The organism is Henriciella barbarensis, assembly GCF_003576345.1.
GTDB classification, from domain to species: domain Bacteria; phylum Pseudomonadota; class Alphaproteobacteria; order Caulobacterales; family Hyphomonadaceae; genus Henriciella; species Henriciella barbarensis.
This window is the reverse complement of sequence record NZ_QWGB01000004.1, coordinates 266,302-288,242: the sequence shown is the minus strand read 5'-3', so window position 1 is coordinate 288,242 and position 21,941 is coordinate 266,302. Positions and strand designations below refer to the sequence as shown.

Here is a 21,941-nt window from a genome sequence, read left to right as displayed (position 1 = left end):
CATCAATGCACGCGGCGTAATCCCTACAGCCAGTGGAGGGTCAAGCGCCGGCCTGCTGCGCCTTCTCGTCGCGGATCTCCGACATTGCCTGCTGGGTAATACTGACCGCCGAGCGCAGGAACAGCCCCGCCAGAAGCGCCGCCACAGCAAGGTCGGGCCACGCCATACCCGTCCAGGCCACCGCGCCGCCCGCCGCGATCACCCCGACATTTCCGATGGCATCATTACGTGAGCACAACCAGACTGACCTGACATTGCTGTCCCCATCGCGCCAGCGTAGCAGGATCAGCACGCTTGCAAGATTCGCAAGCAGCGCGACCACGCCGATGACGCCCATTGTGGCTGCCTCAGGCGCGCCTTCCGCGAACACGCGCATGAGCGTGGTAAACAGGATTACCCCTGCAATAATTGCCAGTGACCCGCTCTTGACCAGAGAGGCAATCGCCCGCGTACGGACCGACATGCCGATGACCATCAGGCTCAGCGCATAGGTGGCACTGTCGCTGCCAAAGTCGAGTGCATCGGCCTTCAGCGACTGCGAGCCCGACGCTAGCCCTGCGCTCATTTCTACAAAGAACATGACCGCATTGATAAAAATTACGGCGATGAGGGCGCGGCGATAGGCGCGGCTGGTTCCGTCGAAATTTTTGGGTTCACAGCAATTGGACATTCAAACGCCTTTCGATCTTGGCAGATTCGCATTAGCCAGACCCTACAGTCTACAGTCACTATAGCCTCAAGCCAGAAAAGGCAGTTTCCATGAAAGCGCTCACAATTGGCCGCCTCTCCAGCCTCGCTGGCGTCAAGGTCACAACGATCCGCTACTATGAGACCATTGGCCTGATGGGCCAGCCTGACCGCTCCGCGGGCGGTCAACGCCAGTATAACGAGAGTGCGGTCCAGCGGCTGGCCTTTATCCGCCAGGCGCGTGAGCTCGGCTTTCCCATAGAGGCCATCCGCGAACTCATCGAACTTCAGACCAGCCCGGATCAGGACTGCGCCTCTGTCGATGAGATCGCCCGCAATCAGCTCGCCGACATCCGCAATCGCCTGCGCCAGCTGAAGGCGCTGGAAACAGAACTGGAACGCATGCTCCATTCCTGCGCCGGCGGTCAGGTCGGCGACTGCCGCGTTCTGGCGGCGCTAGGGCAGGTCGATCAGTAATCTGCATTCCACAAACTCCCACCTTCCCCTTCGCGTCCAAATCGCTAGGCTTAGCGCCAGAAGAAAGCACTGGCCGCATGAGATGGCCTGCTCGGAGGGAACCGCCCATGCCTGTCTTGTCCCTTTCGCGTATTCTTGCCCATTGGGCGGCTATCCAGCCGGAGCGGGTCGCTGTCGACCATGAGGGGCATCAGATCAGATGGGCAGAGCTTGATGCGCGCACCAACCGGCTGGCACGGGCCTACGCGGACCTTGGCGTCAAGGAAAATGACTTCGTCACCATCGCCCTGCCCAACAGCCTGGAATTCTTCGAGGCCACTTTTGCCGCCTGGAAGCTTGGCGCGACGCCGCAGCCTGTTTCCGCCCGCCTGCCGAAGTATGAACGCGACCAGATCGTCGAGCTCGGCAAGCCCGCCCTCGTCGTTGGCGCTGCGGACGGCGAATACGCGCCGACCCCGTCCATCCCGGCTGGCTACACGCCTGACGAAGCCCTGTCCGAAGACCCGCTGCCCGAGAAAACCGCCGCATCCCTTAAAGCGATGACGTCAGGCGGCTCCACGGGTCGGCCAAAGCTCATCGTGTCGAAGCTGCCCGCCGAGTGGGACACCGACATGGATTTCCTCGAAATCCGCACGCAGGGCTCGATGCTGATCCCCGGTCCGCTCTACCATAATGGCCCCTTCATGTGGGCCACCATCGCCCTCTTCAAAGGCGCGAGCGTTGCCGTCACCACCCGTTTCGATGCCGAGAAAACGCTGGAGCTGATCGACCGGATGAAGCTCGAAACCGCCTATATGGTGCCGACCATGATGCGCCGGATCTGGGCCCTGCCGGATGAGGTGCGCACCCGCTATGACGTCTCGAGCCTCAATGCGCTCTGGCACCTTGCTGCGCCCTGCCCGCCCTGGCTGAAAGAGGCCTTCATCGAGTGGCTGGGGCCCGAAGTGATCTGGGAGCTTTATGGCGGCACAGAGGGTCAGGGCTCGACCACGATACAGGGCACTGAATGGCTGACGCATAAGGGCAGCGTCGGCAGACCCGTAGAGACTTGCGAGATGAAGATTGTCGGGGAGGACGGCGAGGCCCTGCCGCCTGGCGAAGTGGGTGAGGTGTTCCTCCGCCCGCTCGCGGGACAAGGCAGCTCCTACTATTATCTCGGCGCCGAGGCCAAGGCGATTGAGGGCGGCTGGGAAAGCCTTGGCGACATGGGCTGGATGGACGCCGACGGCTATCTCTACCTCACCGACCGCAAGTCAGACATGATCATCGTCGGCGGCGCGAATATCTACCCCGCCGAGATCGAAGCCGCGCTCGACGCCTTCGAAGGCGTGCGCTCATCTGCTGTCATCGGCCTGCCGGATGAGGATATGGGATCGCGCCTCCACGTCATTATCGACATGCCGAAAGGTGACCTCGACGAAGCCGCCCTCACCGCGCATCTGCGCGAGCGGCTCGTCACCTACAAGCTCCCCAAATCCATTGAACTCGTCCGCGAACCTTTACGCGATGACGCCGGAAAGACCCGCCGGAAGGATTTGCGCGCGGCGCGGCTTTAGGGAACCACGCGTCCCTACGCCTGGCTCTCTGCCTTCTTCGCCGCGGCCAGCCGTTTGGCGCGCCGCTCCAGTCCTGCGCGCAGGCGTGCATGGCGTTCAGGCGTCAGCGGATAGCTCCAGATGAGCGGCACCGCGAGGCTGTAAAGGGCAATCGGCCCGAGACAGTAGACCAGGCGTAGCGCAAGCACGCCTTGATCTGCCGAAGCCGCCGCCCCCATCGCCTGATAGCCGAGCAGTCCTGCGATATTGAGTGCGATGCCGGTGAATATGGCCGCCGCCAGTTTCTCCGACAGGCCGATGACCGCGAAATAGGCCCCGGCTCTTCGCCCGCCAGAACGCGCGCTGTCGACGTCGACCACATCGGCGAGCATCGCCAGCGGCAGGAATTGGAGCCCACCGAAAGCAAAGCCCTTCATCAGGAAGAGGCAGAAGAACGCGAAATAGTCGCCATAGCCGAGGAAGAGGTTTGCCGCGCTCACAAAGCTTACAAAGCCAAGCGTGCCAAGAAAGGCGCGGTGCTTGCCCACCTTACGTCCCATCCACAGCCAGAACGGGATCGCAGAGATCCCTGCCACGAAATAAAGAAAATAGGCTGCCCCGATTGTCGGAATACCGACGATATCGCGAATGAAGAACAGGGAAACGGCGTTGCGCAGGCTCTCGCCGGCGACCACCAGGAAGGCGATCATCAGGACCCGGCGCATCGGACCGTTGCGCCACATGTGCCGGAAGCCTTCAATGACTGGCACGCGCTCGCGGGCGGCGGGCGGGGGCTCCTTTACGGTCGTGACCACAAGCAGCGTCAACAGCGGCACCGCGACGATGATCGTGATGGCGAGCCAGAAAAGAACCGGCCTCACAAGCGCAGAGCGGTCGCTCGGCACCCGGTTCATGATCTCACCGGAAAACGCGCCGATCATGTCGCGCCACATGGCCGAGAAAACTTCTGCTACGGCGCCGCCATCGGCGAGGATCTCCACCACCATCGGCACGGCCGCGGCAAGCAACAGCCCGCCGAGGACGAAGAACTCTCGCACGGCCGTTACCCGGCTGCGGACGTGATAATCGGCCGACAGCTCTGCCCCCCAGGCCCGGAAGGGGATCTGGATCATCGTAGCCGAGGCAAAGAAGGCGGTCAGCCAGCAAAGCAGATAGAGCACCCCCGCCCCGTCAGGCGGCACGAACAGGAACCAGGACGACACCATGAGACAGGGCGCGCCGAGCACCATGTAGGGTTTGCGTCGCCCGAACCGCGTGCGTCCCCGGTCGGAGATCTCGCCCATGAGGGGGTCGGTGAAGACGTCAGTAAAGCGCGCCAGCATCAGGAGCGTGCCAACAAGGGCCAGACTGCCAAGGCTCGCGCCATAATATGGCGGCAGCCAGATCGCCAACGGATAGCCATAGATCGCCAGCGGAATGGCGAGCGAGCCGTGTAAATAGATCGCGCGGCGGCTCAGTCCGTCATGTGCTGACGGAGATGTCGCTGGCGCGATCGGCGCAGCCTCAGGGTCCACAATCACCATGGCACCGTTTCCTCCAGACGTGTGCCATTTATTTTGTCTACCCAGGCACATCGCTCGGTGCCCACTCGACGGTCTTGCACCGGCGCTGTCAATCCCGATCCGGACAACCTAACACGAACGTGATGCGGTCAATGCCTGTCCCTGAAGGACGGGCTCATAGCGGGCCTTCGGGATGTTTGATCCGACATCAGGTCGAGAGCATTCGCTACTCAGCCGCCTCAACGAGCAGTGTCAGCGTCGTTGTATAGCTACGCACATCGGTTTCAGCCCGGTCAGGTGACGGCGCGATGTGCCGGACCATGAGCAGGTGCTCGCCGGGCGCTGACGCGGTAAATGCAAGGCGGCCACTCTCATCGGTCTTCAAAGCCGTGTCCGGCTCGCCCTCTTCCCGGCTGGAGCCAGGCGAAAAGAGTGTAACGTCATAGCCCGCGAGAGGCGCGCCATCGAACAGGACGTCCGCTCCAAATCGCTCACCGACCCGAATATCCGCAGGGTTCGCGCCCGGCCGGATCGCCAGTCGGCCGATTTCACTCTCCAGAGATGCGTGCGGCCCCTTCCCAAACGCCAGATAAAGATCTGACACGGTCGCGGTCTGGGAGGTGAGAACATCCGCCTCCTCTGGCAGCGTTTCCTTGTCCAGACCGTCGCCTCCGAGCAGGAAATATGTGCCGGCAATCCGCGCGACCTCGCCCGTGCGGCCGAGCCGTTCGCCCGACGAGAAACGGTAAAGCCCGCTTTCCTCCAGCGTCGCTTCAAGAATTGTTCGGTCGGGGCGTTCTGCCAGACGGCCGAATTCTCCCACTTCTCCCGCAGGCGTCACGATCGTCCACGCGTCTGAGGTCAGACCAATTTCCATCTGCGGGAAGTCGTCGCTGAACGTCGCATGGAAGAAAATTCTGCCTTCCTCATCCGGACTTTCGGTAATCGGTACGATAAACCCCGCATGCGCCAAGGCAGGGGCCGCAACGAACAGCGTCGCAGCCCCGATGAGAAGCGATCTTATCATCCTTCTTCCCCGACAGCTGACTGGTCTGCCGGGCGAAGCCGGTCAGCAAGCGCACTGATATCGGGGGTCACGAAACTGCGGATGACAGATCTCGCTTCGGTCACGGCCGACGCGGTATCGCGCTCACCCGCCTGAACCTCATTCGCAAGGCCAAGTAGCGGATTATACAGGGCTTCGGTTTCGCCTTTTATGGTGATGGCAAAGCGCGGGTATTCGGCCTCGATCTCTGCCCACTCATCGCGCACGCCAGCCCAATAGTCTTCGGTCGCTGCCCAGTAGGAATCTCCCACCGCTACGTCGAAGTCGGAATTACGCCGGTAGGTGTTCACACCAATCTCGCGGACCAGCGCCTGCGGCTCTTCGGTCAGGATCAGCTTGGAATTGTCCTGTTCATGCACCCAGCCATTGGGAGTGATCGTATGCCGGTTGACCGCATCGACTGCATGATAGTCGTCACGCGTCGTCATATCGCGGCGCGGAAGCGGGCGCCATTCGGCTGGCGGGGTCCACTCGGCGATCCCGTCCTCATAGATCCAGTCACCCACCGCACCGTAACGAGGCGCGTCATCAACCTGATACACGGTCTGCGACCAGGCGCCTGCGCGCTCACTGGCCGGCACGTCGCGCCATTCCCACGCATTGCCGCCAATGAAAACCAGAACTCGCTGCGGCTCATACTGCCAGTCCTGACGCCAGTGCTTGACCACGATGGGGGCATCCTCAGGTCCGACGACAAGTATGTGCTGCAGGCTGATGAAGTCGCCCGTGTCTTCGATCACCCGGACGATCTCATTGCCGCCCGACAGCTTGCGCTCTTTCAGCTCATAGTCCTTCAGGAACGGCACCGTCTCGATGAAGTCGAACGTCACCTTATAGTCGCCCGTCATAGCCAGGATGGATTGTCGATCACGCTCGAACGCCGCAGCTGGCGTATCGGCCGCCGCAGTTTGAGCCTGCGCGCTTTGTCCGATGACCGTGCCCGTTGTCACGCCAGAAGCTAGCAAAACACCGGCGCAGGCCAGCGCACTGAGTGAAGCAGAAAGTTTCATGTTTATCCCTCTTTCCAGGCTCCAGGAACGAGCCGCATTTCGCCTTTTGATAATGATAGTGAGAATCGTTTGCAATAGCTGATTGCTTGTGCAAAGAGAGCGACTGCAAATCATTCTCAAACTAATCATGAGGGGAAATCATGACGACACAGATGCACAGTAGACTCAGGACCGGGCTATTGCTGGGAACGGCGCTAGTTCTCACCGCCCCTGCCTATTCGCAGGCGGCTGCGCCGGAAATCGAACAAGAAGAGCGCCGCGAGGAGACAGTAACCGTATACGGCACATCCAACCCGATCCCTGTCTTCGACTATCCCGGCCAAGTCAGCGTGATCACGCGCGATGATCTCGACACACTCGCGCCATCGGCCGTTTCCGATGCGTTGCGTGATGTGCCGGGGCTCGATTTTGCCGGTGGCCCGCGCAGAACAGGCGAGCTGCCCAGCATTCGCGGCCTGTCCGGCCAGAACGTCCTTGTGCTCATCGATGGCGCGCGTCAGAGCTTTACCTCAGCGCATGACGGCCGCTTCTTCCTGGATCCCGAACTCATCGGCACGGCAGAAGTCGTAAAGGGCCCCGCCTCCGCGCTCTACGGGTCTGGCGCCGTCGGCGGTGTCCTCGCCTTTGAAAGCGTAGACGCAGCAGACTTCCTCGAAGACGATCAAACCATGGGCGCCCGTATCCGGCTCGGCTATCAGAGTGTGAACGAAGAGACCCTCGCCACCCTCTCCGGCTTTACGCGCCAGGGCAAGTTCGACGGCGTCGCCAGCATTGGCCTGCGCCAGTCTGGCGATATCGAGCTTGGCTCGGGCGCGTCCCTGCCCTCCGATGACGATATCCAGTCCGCCCTCCTCAAGGGCAGCTACGCGCTAACGGACGCAATAAGCCTCGAAGCCTCCTGGCAACGTTTCGACAATACAGCGATCGAGCCGAACAATGGCCAGGGGCTTGCCGGTATCGGCAGCACCGCCCTCGACCGCGATGTCGAAAAGGACATCGTTACCGACACCTACCGCGCCGCCATTACCTTCAATCCCGCCAGCAATGACTGGATCGACACGACCCTGACGGCCTATCAGACTGACAGCAAGGTTGATGAGTTCGACCAAACTGTCCCGCGCACGATCTCTCGAGATATTGAAACGACGGGTTTCAGCGTCCGCAACGCGTCCCGCTTCACGCTTGGCCAGAGCGAGAACACCATCACCATCGGCGCAGACCGGTATGAAGACGAGCAGGTCGGGACCGACGATCAAACCGTAACAGGCACGCGGAACGGCGTCCCGGATGGTATGAGCGAGTTTACCGGCGTTTTCGCACAGCTTGAATCCGTCATCGCCACCCAGTTCGGTGAACTCCTCATTGTGCCCGGCGTGCGGTTCGATGAGTTCGAAAGCTCTTCCTCTGTATCGGTCGGCCAGAAGAACTCCGACGACGCCGTTTCGCCGCGCTTCGCAGCCAGTTTCGAGCCGGCAGGCGCGGCATGGTTCCGTGCGTTCGGTTCATATTCGGAAGGCTTCCGCGCGCCCTCCGTGAACGAGCTTTATCTCGACGGCGTGCACTTCTCGGTGCCGCACCCCATCCTGTTCAACCCTGCCCGCGGTTCATTCGTCTTCGTGAACAACAATTTCATCCCGAACCCGGACCTCGTTCCGGAAAAGACTGAAACGGTAGAATTCGGCGCAGGCATTGATTTCCGCGATGTCTGGACCAGCCGCGACCGCCTTCAAGGCAAGCTCAGCTATTTCGGGACGGACGCGCAGGACCTCATCAACCTCTCGGTCGATTTCGCCTACGACCCGACCTGCTTCGCGCCGCCGGGCTTCCAGCCCTGCACAGCTGGCACGACCAATTCGGCCAATGTCGACTCTGCTCAGCTTGAAGGCTGGGAAGGCGAACTTCGCTACGACTCAGAGCGTTTCTTCAGCCAGGCCACCCTTTCCATAATCGAAGGGACGGACAATTCCGACGGTTCTGACCTTGGTTCGCTGACGGCAGACAGGCTGGCGCTGAACTTCGGTGTCAAAATGCCGGAGTGGAACAGCCGCATCGGTTCGCGCATCCAGATCGCCGACGATTTCGAACGCCGCGAAGCCGACGGCGCGAGCGGCTTCACCATTGCTGAACAGAGAGACGGCTATGTCGTTGTCGACCTCTATGCCAGCTGGTCGCCCTCCTTCGCCGAGAATGTCCGCCTCGACGTCGGTATCGATAACATCTTCGAGCACGACTATGACCGCGTCTTCGAGGGCGTGTCGGAGCCCGGCCGCAACTTCAAGGCCGCCCTCTCCTGGCAGTTCGGCACCTGAGATCGCAGGCGCCCGCACGTCCGCGCCCCTGCCCTCTAGCGACCACCCGGACCGGCCCTTGCCCAATAGCGGCAGGGGCCGTCCGCCCCCGCACCCCACACAGTGCACCCCCAGCCCTTTACGCGCCCCTGCCCTCGCCCCATCTTGCCGTTCATGGCTCGTTCCCCCTCTTCAGGCGTCCAGGATGCTGGCGCCACATTCAACTGGTCCGGCGCCGCGCGCGATGCGTCCGGGCAGCTGCCATCCGACAACTGGACCCCGCACCGGCCCGACCGCCAGTGGGAGAAGATCGAGGGCGGCAAGCGTTTCCGCGTCGCCTCCGACTATGAGCCGGCAGGCGACCAGAAGACCGCCATCCCCGAACTCGTTGAGGGCATCCAGAACGGTGAGCGCGACCAGGTCCTCCTCGGCGCGACCGGCACAGGCAAGACCTTCACCATGGCCAAGGTCATCGAAGCGGTGCAGCGCCCTGCCCTCATCCTCGCACCCAACAAGACGCTCGCGGCCCAGCTCTATGGCGAGATGAAATCCTTCTTCCCGGACAATGCCGTGGAGTATTTCGTCTCCTATTACGACTACTACCAGCCCGAAGCCTACGTCCCGCGCTCGGACCTCTATATCGAGAAGGAATCCTCCATCAACGAGGCCATCGACCGGATGCGCCACTCGGCCACTCGCGCGATCCTGGAGCGCGATGACGTCATCATCGTCGCGTCCGTCTCCTGCATCTACGGCATCGGTTCGGTCGAGACCTATTCCTCGATGACCTTCAAGCTCGAAGAGGGCCAGCGCATCGACCCGCGCGAGGTGACGCAGAAGCTCGTCGCCCTGCAATACACCCGCAACGACACCGCCTTCCAGCGCGGCAGCTTCCGCCTCAAGGGCGACGTGCTCGACATCTTCCCGGCCCACCTTGATGACTGCGCGTGGAAGCTGTCCTTCTTCGGCGATGAGCTGGAATCCATCGTCGAGTTCGATCCCCTCACCGGCAAGAAGATCCAGGACCTGCCTGCGATCAAGATGTACGCCAACAGCCACTATGTCACGCCGCGCCCGACGCTCAACAACGCCGTCAGCTCGATCAAGAAAGAGCTGAAAGAGACGATCGCGCATTTCGAGAAGCACAACAAGCTGCTCGAGGCCCAGCGCATCGAACAGCGCGTCACCTATGACATGGAAATGATGGCCGCGACCGGCTCCTGCAACGGCATCGAGAACTATTCCCGCTACCTCACCGGCCGCCTGCCGGGCGAGCCGCCGCCTACCATGTTCGAATACCTGCCGGAAAACGCGCTCGTCTTCGTCGATGAGAGCCACCAGACCGTTCCGCAGATCGGCGCGATGTTCAAGGGCGACTTCAACCGCAAGTCCACCCTCGCCGAATACGGCTTCCGCCTGCCGTCGTGCATCGACAACCGCCCGCTCAAATTTCCCGAATGGGAGGCGATGCGCCCCCAGACCGTCCACGTGTCGGCCACCCCCGGCTCGTGGGAGATGGAGCAGACAGGCGGCGTCTTCACCGAACAGATCATCCGCCCCACCGGCCTTGTCGATCCGCCAGTCGAGGTCCGCCCCGTCACGGGCACGAAGGACAATGGCAATATCAACCAGGTCGACGACCTCCTCTCAGAGGTCAAGGACACCGCCGCGAAGGGCTTCCGCTCCCTCGTCACCACGCTGACCAAGAAGATGGCGGAGGACCTCACCGAATACCTGCACGAACAGGGCGTGAAGGTGCGCTACATGCACTCGGACATCGACACGGTCGAGCGGATCGAGATCCTGCGCGATCTCCGCCTCGGTGAGTTCGACGTCCTCGTCGGCATCAACCTGCTCCGCGAGGGCCTTGATATTCCCGAATGTGCCTTTGTCGGTATTCTCGACGCCGACAAGGAAGGGTTCCTGCGCTCGGAAACCTCGCTAGTCCAGACCATTGGCCGCGCCGCCCGTAACTCCGAAGCGCGCGTCGTCCTCTATGCCGACAAGATCACCGGCTCGATGGAACGCGCAATGGAAGAGACCCAGCGGCGCCGCGAGAAACAGATCGCCCACAATGAAGAGCACGGCATCACGCCGACCACGATCGTGCGCGCCGTCGCCGACATCCTCGCCGACCTCGGCGAAAGCCGCGGCAAGACCCAGCAGCTCAAGGGCGGCAAATCCCGCAAACTCCCCGCCCGCGGCATGGCCGAAGAGGCCGTCGCCAAACTCGAACCCGGCTCAGGCCACAACCTCAAATCCGTCATCGCCAGCATCGAGAAACAGATGCGCGAAGCGGCGGCGAATCTTGAGTTTGAAGAGGCGGCACGGCTGCGGGACGAGCTGAAGGCGCTGCGGGAAGAAGAGTTGGGCTTGTAGCCAGGACTAGCCGCTTCGTCGTTCATGAACCCCTGGCTTAATTTGGGCAGCGCTCAATGCAGGCTTTTTAAACGATCCAGCCGCTTCCACGATCAGGTCGGCCGGGGCGACGACTTATGGCATGCTAAAATCAACAGCGTTTGTTATGTCCTTAATTCAGCGCAAAGAATTGAGTAAAGAGGATGCGCGAACGCATGGGCGCGCAATAGACTGAACTTGACTAGATTGTAATTTTTCTAGAACCACAAGTTTACTGGAAGCTTCTCGTCCAAACCATTCAAAGCAGTCCGCGAGCCCACTAAGTGATAACAGAACTCAGACTCCGAAATTATAAGGGCTTTGAGAGCGCTGAAATATCAATCCGCCCGCTCACGTTTTTAGTGGGAAAGAATAGCTCTGGAAAAACCTCTTTCCTGCAGTTTCTTTTGGCTCTCCACCAATCTCACCGACATACTCGCCGCCGAAATCCCAGCATCTTCGAACATAATGGGCCCCTCGTAAAATTCGGCCCGGCACAAAATCTATGGCGGTCAAAAGATACAAGTCTCCCTCTCGAATTTTCGGTGAAGTTTGATGATTCAGCCTTCAAACACTCGATGTTTCAAGCAAGAGCGGCGTTTGCAGCTTGGTTACGCGACCACGGTTTAGAGCTCGCCGATCAGATACTGAATTATCGAAACAACGCTGATAGTGAATCTGCTGATGCGCGTACTGCCGATGAAGCGCTGAAGAATACTGAAATTGAAGCCAAAATTCGTGAAGCCATCGATGTTATCGACGAATTCGAAGACTATGAGATAAATTTTCTTTCAAGCATGCACCGCTGCGCACAAAGCATTTTTCAACTTCAAGAGTTTGCGCCCGATGATTTTTTCGTACCAAATCGGAAATCGGAAAAATTCAAACACCGCGGTCCGATAGGTTTTGGGTCCTTGAGACGACCACAGATATCTAAACTAGCTGAATCTGACATCGCATGTTGCATCGAACTGATCGATAACCTCACCAACATACAAGTGAGGAAGGGCATATTCCTAAATTACGAGCTCGAAGCAAACGAGCAATACGATGTCTATGCAAAATCAATAGATGTTTTAACCTCAAACAATAGACTTTTACTTGGTATAAATATCGACAATCCCTCAAAAGAGGGAAATTCTATATTCACAAATATTCGATCTGATTTCGTTTCTCGGAACATCGGATCTTTCGCGTCGGGTCTAAACTCCAACTATATAAAGGGGTACTTAAACGGGTTCCTCGATATATTTTCTCAAGGGCCCGACCTTATTTTTGAATCCGAAGACATACCAAGGACGGCCGCCCTCGCAGCTTACATAATTGAGAGGGCTCAGGATCTCGCATTTGATGGCTGCATGCGTCATCAGGTAAGTCATGTCCCACCGCTGCGTGCGCATCCCAGACGGTATTACTACGAGGACTTAAGTAGCTCCGTTGACGATGAAGCATTGTTTACGCGATTGGAAAATTCCTCAATCAAAAAGTCAATAAATGAGTGGCTATCTGAGTTCGGAATTAAAATTGATATAGCAAGTCTAGAACAGGTTATACGAAAGATAATTGTATCTCCGAATATCAATTCTGATCTTGAGTTAGAGATATCTGATGTTGGGTTCGGATTTTCTCAGGTACTACCTGTTATCGTGGCGATAATTTCCGCACGGCCCGGCTCTTTGGTGCTCGTAGAACAGCCAGAAGTCCACCTGCACCCTGACATGCAGGCCTCGATTGGGAATCTGTTCACTCGGCTGGTGGACAAAGTTATCGACGGGGATGAGCCAATCAGATTTATCGTCGAAACGCATAGCGAGTACCTCTTGACTGAGGTCCGTGCTCAAATCGCCAAAGGTAAGATTAGTAGCGATCAGGTCAGCATTCTTCATTTTACGAGCGATGAGACAGGTAAAAATATAGTCGCACGTGCGGACATATCTGAAACTGGTATGATCTCTTGGCCTTCTAACTTTATTGATCGCCATTATCGAAACCAGGCTGATATTATTAATTCCCAGTTCGAAGTTTCCGAACCGAAGGACTAGGTATTGTTGCTTTGAGTATTTACGTAGTTTGTCCAAAATTTATTGAATCTAGATCTCAGCTGGAAATCAATGATTTGCACAGGATGCTTCACGGACATTTCCTCTCTGCTGGAAAATGTCGCTTAGCAATTGACAACAATAAAATTATGCTCGGCTTTTTGGCTGATTTAGCTTCGAATAGCGATGTAATTCAGTTAGCCTTAGCTTTGTTTTCAAACAGAACTTATGATGATCAAGCTCTTGAGAAGTTTGAAATCGACAGTTCAGTTACCCAGGTAGCGGATGTTGTTCCACAATTGCTGAAACGCGCCGGCAAGCACGGTCGATTAGTGTGCCTATCCAAAACCGACTATTCACCCAAAATTTGTGATACCATCCTCGAACGTCATGACGTTATTCCGTTTATGGATAGTGAGTGTGGGAAAGGCTACGTAGTGAATAATCACATAGATATGTCTAACGCTAAGAATAGCGTCTTAGTAGTAGGCGACCAAAACCGCGTTAAACAGCTACTTGAAGAAGTCGACGCTTCAACTACTTCCATGCCTGATTGGGGCTACGTTGCGCTATCTGACGCCCTTGAAAGGTCGCTGAAAGAAGCGAAAGGGGCAGGACATTCAGAAGCAGCAGACCAGATTAAGTCATTACTTGATGAATTAGAAAAGCATGACGAAAAATCTTTTTTCGCTTCGTTAAAAAAAGTAACTGCTTCTACCCAAACATTTATTCTGCCGGCACTTCAGATCGTAGGAGCGATAATTGGCATGGGAAGTTAATAGCCTTTCAACGACTGGAAATCTGCCCCATCGTGTCTAAAAGTTAAGGGCGACTAAGAGGTCTCGCTCTACCCACACCAATCTACCTGCCCACCCTCTTCCAGCGGCCGGGCAAGCCCGTCGCGGGAGAGCAGCCAGCCCACATGGTCGCCGTCGAGATAGACATGGGCGCGCAGGCGCCCATAGCGGTCCGGGCCTTCGGGCAGGAACGTCACCTTGGAGCCTGCCTCGAACAGCTCGCGCGCCCGCGCCTCTGTCTTCTGGCCGAGCGCGTCTTCTGCCGCGCAAGCCGCCGCATCGCCCGTCTCAGGACTGTCCCACCCGATCAGGCGGAGCCGCACCCGCTCTTCACGGCCCGAGCCTGAAAGCCGCCGCAGCTCGAACGTGTCGCCATCCACGGCGAGCAGGTCACGCACCGACGCACTGACACACCGCGCGCCCTCGGTCTCACAGAGATTGGCCGGTTTCTCAAAGTCCGCCGCGCCGCCGCACGCCCCGAGCGCGAGGACGCCCATGCCAAGGATCAATCGTCTCACGCCCAGCACCCCTTCCTGCCGCCTGGCGGGACTGTGGTAGAATAAGCAGCCGACGGTCAAGGCAATCGCCCCCTTCTCCCGGATGCGGGAGAAGGGCGGGGATGAGGGCTGCAACGGTTGTGAGTGGCGATACCTCGGCACAAGCAGCAACCTCGGCGCCCTCACCCCTACCCCCCTCTCCCGCGATCGGGAGAGGGGATACCCATCCCCGTTGAAACCTCATCCTTAGCCTGTCGAAGGATGAAGCCCCAAACGCAGCGCCAGCATGCCTCGACGGGCTCAGCATGAGGTCACAAAAAGAAGCGAACAACGAGGAAACTCCCTGACTTTCCTCACCCCCACAAACCCGCCCCATACTTGCGCCCATGATTGCCGGCGGGTTCATCAGGGACAGCTTCAACGCCATGATCGGCGCGCTTGAGTGCGCGGCCGAGCGGGCGGGGCTCATCACGCGCCACGCCCCCGTGACCCGCGCGGCGGCCCGCCGCTTCATGACGAGGCTGCGCCAGCTGGAAACGCTCCTGCGCCGTCTCCTCGTCCTGATGGCGACGGAGCTGAGTGCTGATTTCGAGATTAAGGCACCCGTCATCCCGGAAGCGGCAAAGCCGCTATCCGGGACCTCGTCCACCCAGACCGCGCCCTCCGAAACTACCCGCACTCATCCTGAGCGAGCCCGAAGCACGCACACGAGCTTCCCCCTCCTCCGCATCCTGCGCCCCTACACCGCCGAGGACGCAGCCCGCCTCGGCGCCCTGCCGCGCCGCGCACCCCGGCCCGTCGATGAAACACTGCTGGTACACCGCTACTGCACCCTCCTGAAACACCTTCAGCACCCCGAACGGCTCACCCGGCGCATGGCGCGTCACCTTGCAAGGCTGCGCGCCGCCGGAGAGATCCGCCCCACCTGCCTGCCGCAACCTGGCCTGCACCGGCTGTCGGCCGAACTCGGCGCCCTCGCGGCGTGCCTGCCCGCCATGATCGGGGCGGCGCTGTCGGGCTGGTACGATACCGGCTAGCGGCGCTCTATCCTTCGACGTCGCTCAGGAAGAGCAATAGGGTTCCCCTGACTCCAGAGACCTTCTGGGCTCATCCTGAGCGCAGTCGAATGACGCGCCCGGAAGACTGCCCTCTCACCCCGCCTGCCCCCAAAGGCGGGCCGCAAGCACTGGACTTTCCGGAACCTCCGCCATCGCGCGCGCATTGCAGTTATTGAAGAACGCAAAGGATACGCACGTATGGCCGACCTGCCACAGAAGAACCAGCCTCTCATCGCTGCCGCTGCCCTGCTCGGCACGGGCATCCTCCTCAAGACCTGGAAGCCGACGCCGCTCGACCTGCCAAGCCCGAAGAAAAAGCGCCCCCATCTAGACCGGGGTGTAAGCCGCAAGGTCCGCAAGGCGCGCGATGGCTTCGCCAAGTTCGCCCTGCCCTCTAACGTGCTGCATTCACTGGGGACGTCGCTGATCACTGTCGGCGGCGGGCTGGCACTCCTGCGCCTTGTCGATGAAGTCGTCGATGATGATGAGCGCCTGTTTTAGCGATGTTTTGCGCGGGGGCCGAGAACCGTTTCGGCGCCCGCGCGTTTGGCTCTCATCTTTTACCGTCTAAGGGCACTGAAACGATGAGACTGAACAAATCCCTGATCGCACTTGGCCTTCTCCTGGGCTCCATCTCCCTCTCCGGCTGCGTTGCGGCGGCTGTGGGCGCTGCCTATGTCGTGGGCGAGGAGCTCAATGAGAATGACGGTGATTTCGACCCACTGGACGAGATTGTCGACGGGTAAAAATGGTGCTGGCCGCGCATTTGCGGCCAACCTTCCCGATTTAGCACAGCTCGGCCTTTCGTTACCCCCCTGATCCCGGCTAGATACTTGCATGGCAGCAAGCTGCCGTGATCTGGAGGGCAAAGGTAGAAATGTTCGAGCTTGTTGCCCTTCATGAGTGCGATCCAAAACGCGTCGCGCGTTTCATGACGCTCAATCGCGAACGGTTTCGCCCTTACGCACCGGCGCGCAGCGAGCATTACTACACCAATTCCCACTGGCGGGCTGCCTGCAAACGCTCGAAGATCGAGTGGAAAGAAGGCCGCGCCTATCGCTTCGTGGTCATGCACAAGAATGAAGAGGTGATCGGCAAGATCGACCTCGATCACATCCGACGGGGGCCTTTCTCGACTGGGGACTTCGGTTATCTTCTCGACCGGCGCCATGAAGGCCAGTCGATCATGCGCAGAGCCATGGAAGAAGTCCTCTCCATGGTCTTCACCGATTTCAAGCTGAACCGCGTTCAGGCAGCAATCATGCCCCAGAATACGCGCTCCAGCGGTCTCGTTAAACGCCTGGGTTTCCGCGAGATCGGCCTTGCGGAACGTTATCTGAAGCTCGACGGCGAGTGGCGTGATCATCTCCTGTTCGAACTTGTTGCCCGCAAACCGGCCGCCGCACCGACGGAAACGAAAGCTCCTGAGAAGGAAGCGGAAAAACCGGTCGCGCCGCAGGCTGATAGCGAGCCGGTCGATGCTGAAATTATCACAGACACGACACCTGAGGACGCGCCGCAGGGGGAAACCAAGGAATCAAGCTGAACTGGCTGATTTCATGCGGAAAATTGCACACGCCATCTTAACGCTGCATATTGCACGGTTGGTGGCCCGCCCGGTCTCCCAATGGAAATTCGGGCCGACAAAGTTCGCAGACCGAGAGACATGGCTGAACAAGACAACCCAGAACGAGACGAACTGCGCCTATCCAATCCGGTGCCGATGGCATTTGAGCGCTCGCCTGCGAGTGAAGTCGAGGCGCTGAACGCCGCGCGTGAGGAAGGCAAGGTGTTTGTCTGGATTGCGATCGGTACGGCCGTTCTCTGGTGGGTCGCTGCCTTTTCGGGGGTCTATGCCTATCTTGGCTCGGCCGGTATTTCCCAGCTGCCGATTGTGTCGGTCATTGCAGGCGCAGTGGCTCTCTTTCTCCCGGGACTTCTCGTATTATTGGCAGGGTTTCTAGCGCGCTCGAATGCGCGGGCATCAGCCGCCAATTCCGTAGTCCTGGAAGCCGCTGCCCGCCTCATCGCGCCGATAGAAACAAGCGGGCGCGAGGCTCAGAGTTTCGCCGGCCTCATGAAGACATCCGCTGGAGAAGTCGACCGGGCCATGGCGCACGCGCTTTCGTCCATGAAGGCGATGTCGGGCGAGATTTCCGAGGAAAGGACACGTCTCGAAACGGTCTCTCATGAGACAGCAAAACAGGCCAAGGACCTCTCAGAACGTCTCAACGCGGAACGTTCGGCGCTTCAGCTGCTGGCCGAGCAGATTGAAAGTCAGAGCAAGCTAATGAGCGAGGCTATTCCTCGCCAAGCCGAGCACATGCAGGCATCGGCCAAGCAGGCGGCCGAGGATATTGCTGAGGCGGACGCGGGCCTGGAGACGCGGCTGAATGAGTTGCGGGAGGCAGGTGCCACGCTGTCTGACCGTGTTGCTGCGCTTGATGAAATGGCTGTTGCAGCCACGAAGCGTAGCGAGTCTCTCATATTCGCAGTCTCCCGAATGGAAGAGAAGCTCGAACAGTCCCGCCGCATGGTCGATCAGGCGCTGCGCGCGAGCGAGATGGTCGCGGCCAGCGCTTCCACCACGGGTGACCGCATCACCGAAGCTGTTTCCGCGGCAATGGAAAATGCAAAGACGGCGTCTCGTGATATCCAGATGGAGGCGCGCGAAGCGGCCGAGAGAGCTGCAGAGTCCCTCGCCACACTGAAGCGCGCTGGAGAAGAAGCGGCCGCAGCCGTTCGAGAAGCCCGCAAGGATGCCGATGAGCTCGCACGCCTTCAGGTGTCGGTCGAGAGGACATCTCACGACACTGCCGCAGCAGAAGCAGAAGCAAAAGCGCCGGTAAGCACGCCAGATCCGTATTCCGATGACGATGATGTGTTCGAGAATGAGGGGTCTTCAACAAATGTGGCGCCTGCAAGTTCGCGCAACGAAAACGACAGCGATCTTTTTGGCGGGAACGGCAATTCGTCATCCCCTTCTGAAGCAGACCACAGCGATACTGAGGCAGAGGATGCGGATGAAGCGTCCGCCGAAGACAAGTCGGTCGCCCGCAGGCGCTGGAAAGACCGGATGCCGCCGTATCTGAAGCCCGTCGCCGGTGGCGAGGCGCAAAAACTTGACGAAGCCGGCCTCGACGAAAAAGCTGAGCCATTCGCCCCGACTTCAGCAATTGAACGCCGCGAAGACCGCAACGAACCGTCCGACACCGGGCGCCGTGAGCGATGGAGCAGCATCCTTGCTGATGTGGCCCGCGATGAGCGGCCGCATCTGCCCCGTGAGGAAAATGCCGAGGAAATGATTCACCGGCTGATGGAGTCAGGCATTCGCCTGACCGATACCTTCCGTCCACGTGACAAGAAAAAAATCGCGGCAGCTGCGCGGAAAGGCGAAGGGGTTCGCCGAAAGTCTGTTGTCGATGCGGCTTCGCGCCAGGTTCAGCGTGTTCAGAAGCGTCTCGATAGTGACAGCGACCTTATGATGATGGCACGTGAGTTCCTGGCGGTAGAGGAAGCCGATGCGCTGAGCGCCTTGGACAAGACGAGCCACTCATCACGCAATGCAAGCGCCAGACTGTCGGCCTTCCTTCTGATCGATGCTGCCCTAGGTTAGCCGTCATGGCTGTCCGCGCTCCTAAAAATCATGCTGGCCGTTTTCAGGACGCCCAGTCAAAGTCCTCCCTGAAACACGAGATCGCATCTGAGCAGGCCAACGCCCTTGGCCGATCAGGCAGGCAGGTGGCTATGAGGCTGAGAGCCTACCGCGAAGCGTTGGCATCTGGCGAAGACCACCAAGAAGACCTCCATCAGGCTGTCGAAGCAGTCTATAGTTTCCTGATACAGCGGGAACTTCTAGGTCTTCGAGATCGCAGTGCGATTATCCGCGACTATGATATACCGCGTGAGATTCTCGCTCGCCTCGGCACGTCCGGCAAGCGCTATTGACTGGCGGCAAGCGGATCGCGAAACGCTATCAGCGTGGAACGAATTGAGAGACGATAGAATGTATTCCTTCGTGCGCACACTTCTGGGCGTGGTCTTTCTCGCTCTGTTGTTCTTTGTTCCGGTTGCGGAGGCGCAACAGACATCGAGCGAGCGCGCGCTTGAAGATATCAGCGAGATCGAAACACGTCTCGAGGCAATCAATTCCAGACTTGCCGAACTGGCGAACGATTTTGAGAGCAGTGAAGAGCCAGATGAGCTTGGCGAACACTTCACCGAAATTTCTGACCTCAGGGATAGTCTGTCCACGTTGGAAGCGCAGGCGATCGACATTCGGCTGGGGTCTCAGGAAGCGCTAGATTCGGTTGCCGACCTCATACCGAGCGAGACTGAAGAGGGTGTGGCGGATGCTGCGGGAAGTGCTGCCAGTGGCAGTTCTGGCGACAGTTCTCAGACAGCCGCAGCCAGACTGGCAGAAAGTGATCTCTCGGGCGTGACTGCTCCTTTCCGCGAGATCAATTCGCGGGCCAGCATCGCTGCAGCCAATGCAAGATTGGCTGACATTGATGCACGGCGCCTGATGGAGAATATCTCTCAGAGCCGGGAGAGCGTTTTTGTTTCCTCCATTCTGGAGCGAGGCGCCTCGCCTGTTTCGCCCGACGTCTGGATGGAGGCAATTGAGCGTACAGACGATGTGTGGAGGGAGCTCGGCACCGAAATCACCGGCTGGCGAGAGCGACAGATTGAACGAGGGACACCCTATCCTCTCGCCATACTGGTCGGTCTCAGCCTTGTACTCTTCAGCGGTTTGTTCTGGCTTTATCGCCTGTTCTACAAATGGGAGCTTCGCAAAAACACAGAAGTGCGCCCCAGCCGTCAGACGGTCGCCTATGTCGCGATGGGCAGTTTTCTGGCTCGTTTCGCCACTGCCGGCGCCGTCGTCCTTATAATTGCCGGCGGCGCCTACCTTCTAGGCATGAACCTCCTCGAAAGCAGTGCGGGACGCCGGGTCGCCTTCGTGACAGTTGCGGTCCTCTGCATGCGGGCACTGGTCTCATCCGTGATGGCCCCGCGAACAACGGCGTTCCGACTGATCGGGGTCGGCGACCAGGCTGCAAAGGCGATCAGCCTGTCTTTCGTTGTGCTCGTCATCGCCTTTGCGATTGAGTCGATCCTTACGGCCACTGGTGCACTGGCGTCGCCGGGCCAGGCCCTCATCGGGGTACGAACTTTCCTGCTGTCGGTCCTGACGGGTAGCTTGCTGATATGGCTGGCGGTGCGGATGCGGGCCCAAACTGAAAAGGGCAAGTCGACCCTTCGCATCGTGATCCGCTGGATCGTGGTCACAGTCGCCGTGACCATCATGCTCAGTTCACTGCTCAGCTATCATGCTTTCGCACGCTATATCGTCGAGCGGCTGATCCTTGTCTCCATCGTTCTGCTCATTGCCATCCTGGTGCGCGAATATTTCCGCGCGGCGGCTCTCAAATTCCTGTCTGGTGTGGTCGAGGAACGCCGCTATCAGTCGGCGCGCGAAGATGATGATGACGAACCGACGGAGATGACTTCCGAGTTCTGGATCAGGCTGAGCGTCGACACGATTGTCGTGCTGTTGCTGCCTCCATTCCTCCTGCTGGCGCTCGGGCTTCCAGCAACTGAACTCTGGAATGAAATCCGGTGGCTGCTCGCTGGCTTCGAAGTTGGCGGTCAGCGCATCTCTCTCGGCAGCATCCTGTCTGCAATCATGACCGTGATCGCAATCATGGTGGCGACACGGCTCATCCAGCGCACACTGGAACGACAGATCCTGCCGAAGTCGCAGATCAGTAGTGGTGCCGCGAATTCTCTGGTGACGCTGCTTGGCTATGCAGGCGTCATTATCGCCTTCGTTTCGGCCATCGGCGTCATCGGCTTCGACCTGTCCAGCCTGGCTATTATCGCCGGTGCCCTGTCGGTGGGTATCGGTTTCGGCCTGCAGAGCATTGTGAGCAATTTCGTGGCAGGCCTCATTCTGCTGTTTGAGCGGCCCTTCAAGATTGGGGACTGGATTGTCACGCCTTCCGGAGAAGGCACGGTTCAGAAGATCAATGTCCGCGCCACCGAGGTGCTCACCTTTGATCGCCGGTCGATCATCGTTCCGAACGCCGAGCTGGTCAGCAATTCATTCGGCAACTGGACCCATAAGAGTGCCGTCATGCGGGTCGCAGTGAGTGTCGGCGTCAAGTATGGCACCGATACGCGCAAGGTCGAAAAGGCAATGCTGGAGGTTGCGGAGAACATTCAATACGTCCTCAAGGATCCGCCGCCATACGTGGTTATGAAGGGCTTTGGCGACAGCTCACTCGATTTCGAACTCCGCGCCTATATCATCGCCGACAATGTCGTTATCGCTCCCTCGGAAATTCGTCATGAGCTGACAGGCGTCTTTGAACGTGAAGACATCACCATTCCATTCCCCCAGCGCGACATCCATTTTGACTGGCCGGATGCGCCAAGGGCGATGCAGGGCGAAAACGCCGATGATGATAATGATGACGAGGCGTCGAAGGAGCGGCCTTCACGCCGCAACAGGACGCGCGCCGCCGACGAAAAGGATGAGACCGAATAAGTCAGCGCCAGGCG

The 21,941-nt window shown here is 59.0% G+C and carries 18 protein-coding genes; 13 read left to right on the top strand and 5 right to left on the bottom strand.

Annotated elements, in window-relative coordinates; genetic code table 11:
• Positions 1–40: 40 nt before the first annotated feature.
• Positions 41–670 (bottom strand): cation transporter, encoded by a 630-nt coding sequence (locus D1224_RS02605; protein ID WP_119378374.1) that lies wholly within the window; start codon positions 668–670, stop codon positions 41–43.
• 89 nt (positions 671–759) lie between these two features.
• Between D1224_RS02605 and D1224_RS02600 the strand changes: the two genes are divergently transcribed.
• Together D1224_RS02600 and D1224_RS02595 are read left to right on the top strand one after the other, a co-directional pair.
• Complete coding sequence (locus D1224_RS02600; protein ID WP_119378373.1) at positions 760–1,164, top strand: MerR family transcriptional regulator; 405 nt, start codon at positions 760–762, stop codon at positions 1,162–1,164.
• A gap of 107 nt (positions 1,165–1,271) precedes the next feature.
• Positions 1,272–2,720: an AMP-binding protein gene (locus D1224_RS02595; protein ID WP_119378372.1), complete on the top strand. Its 1,449-nt coding sequence runs from the start codon at positions 1,272–1,274 to the stop codon at positions 2,718–2,720.
• A gap of 14 nt (positions 2,721–2,734) precedes the next feature.
• Here the strand turns inward: D1224_RS02595 and D1224_RS02590 are convergent, their stop codons facing one another.
• The 3 genes from D1224_RS02590 to D1224_RS02580 all read right to left on the bottom strand — a co-directional run bounded on the left by D1224_RS02590 (position 2,735) and on the right by D1224_RS02580 (position 6,298).
• The gene (locus tag D1224_RS02590) at positions 2,735–4,243 is read right to left on the bottom strand and encodes an MFS transporter (protein WP_119378371.1); all 1,509 of its coding nucleotides are present in this window, start codon (positions 4,241–4,243) and stop codon (positions 2,735–2,737) included.
• 205 nt (positions 4,244–4,448) lie between these two features.
• Positions 4,449–5,249: a DUF4198 domain-containing protein gene (locus D1224_RS02585; protein ID WP_119378370.1), complete on the bottom strand. Its 801-nt coding sequence runs from the start codon at positions 5,247–5,249 to the stop codon at positions 4,449–4,451.
• A complete protein-coding gene (locus tag D1224_RS02580) occupies positions 5,246–6,298 on the bottom strand; it encodes a DUF6607 family protein (protein ID WP_119378369.1) in 1,053 nt (350 codons plus the stop codon). The genes D1224_RS02585 and D1224_RS02580 overlap by 4 nt, the downstream gene beginning before the upstream one ends.
• Before the next feature lie 140 nt (positions 6,299–6,438).
• Here D1224_RS02580 and D1224_RS02575 point away from each other — a divergent pair, with 140 nt between their 5' ends.
• The 4 genes from D1224_RS02575 (at position 6,439) to D1224_RS02560 (ending at position 13,801) form a co-directional block, all read left to right on the top strand.
• Positions 6,439–8,607: a TonB-dependent hemoglobin/transferrin/lactoferrin family receptor gene (locus D1224_RS02575; protein ID WP_119378368.1), complete on the top strand. Its 2,169-nt coding sequence runs from the start codon at positions 6,439–6,441 to the stop codon at positions 8,605–8,607.
• Between the two features lie 153 nt (positions 8,608–8,760).
• Entirely contained in the window at positions 8,761–10,965 is a 2,205-nt protein-coding gene (gene uvrB / locus D1224_RS02570; protein WP_119378367.1) for an excinuclease ABC subunit UvrB, read from the top strand.
• A gap of 302 nt (positions 10,966–11,267) precedes the next feature.
• Positions 11,268–13,025, top strand: coding sequence for an AAA family ATPase (locus D1224_RS02565; protein WP_119378366.1), 1,758 nt, complete (start codon positions 11,268–11,270; stop codon positions 13,023–13,025).
• A gap of 11 nt (positions 13,026–13,036) precedes the next feature.
• Positions 13,037–13,801 (top strand): hypothetical protein, encoded by a 765-nt coding sequence (locus D1224_RS02560; protein WP_147372307.1) that lies wholly within the window; start codon positions 13,037–13,039, stop codon positions 13,799–13,801.
• Positions 13,802–13,869: 68 nt separating this feature from the next.
• Here the strand turns inward: D1224_RS02560 and D1224_RS02555 are convergent, their stop codons facing one another.
• On the bottom strand, positions 13,870–14,337 hold the full coding sequence (locus D1224_RS02555; RefSeq protein WP_147372306.1) for a thermonuclease family protein: 468 nt from the start codon (positions 14,335–14,337) through the stop codon (positions 13,870–13,872).
• Between the two features lie 491 nt (positions 14,338–14,828).
• Between D1224_RS02555 and D1224_RS02550 the strand changes: the two genes are divergently transcribed.
• The 7 genes from D1224_RS02550 (at position 14,829) to D1224_RS02520 (ending at position 21,927) form a co-directional block, all read left to right on the top strand.
• The gene (locus D1224_RS02550; protein WP_147372305.1) at positions 14,829–15,353 is read left to right on the top strand and encodes a hypothetical protein; all 525 of its coding nucleotides are present in this window, start codon (positions 14,829–14,831) and stop codon (positions 15,351–15,353) included.
• A gap of 219 nt (positions 15,354–15,572) precedes the next feature.
• Positions 15,573–15,875, top strand: a complete 303-nt coding sequence (locus D1224_RS02545; protein ID WP_119378362.1) for a hypothetical protein — start codon at positions 15,573–15,575, stop codon at positions 15,873–15,875.
• A gap of 83 nt (positions 15,876–15,958) precedes the next feature.
• Positions 15,959–16,120 (top strand): hypothetical protein, encoded by a 162-nt coding sequence (locus D1224_RS16400; RefSeq protein WP_182482137.1) that lies wholly within the window; start codon positions 15,959–15,961, stop codon positions 16,118–16,120.
• Between the two features lie 131 nt (positions 16,121–16,251).
• Entirely contained in the window at positions 16,252–16,920 is a 669-nt protein-coding gene (locus D1224_RS02535) for a GNAT family N-acetyltransferase (RefSeq protein WP_119378360.1), read from the top strand.
• Positions 16,921–17,040: 120 nt separating this feature from the next.
• On the top strand, positions 17,041–18,990 hold the full coding sequence (locus D1224_RS02530) for a hypothetical protein (protein WP_119378359.1): 1,950 nt from the start codon (positions 17,041–17,043) through the stop codon (positions 18,988–18,990).
• Between the two features lie 5 nt (positions 18,991–18,995).
• Positions 18,996–19,322, top strand: a complete 327-nt coding sequence (locus tag D1224_RS02525) for a DUF6665 family protein (protein ID WP_119378358.1) — start codon at positions 18,996–18,998, stop codon at positions 19,320–19,322.
• A 58-nt stretch (positions 19,323–19,380) separates the two neighbouring features.
• Positions 19,381–21,927: a DUF3772 domain-containing protein gene (locus D1224_RS02520; RefSeq protein WP_182482136.1), complete on the top strand. Its 2,547-nt coding sequence runs from the start codon at positions 19,381–19,383 to the stop codon at positions 21,925–21,927.
• Positions 21,928–21,941 lie beyond the last annotated feature (14 nt).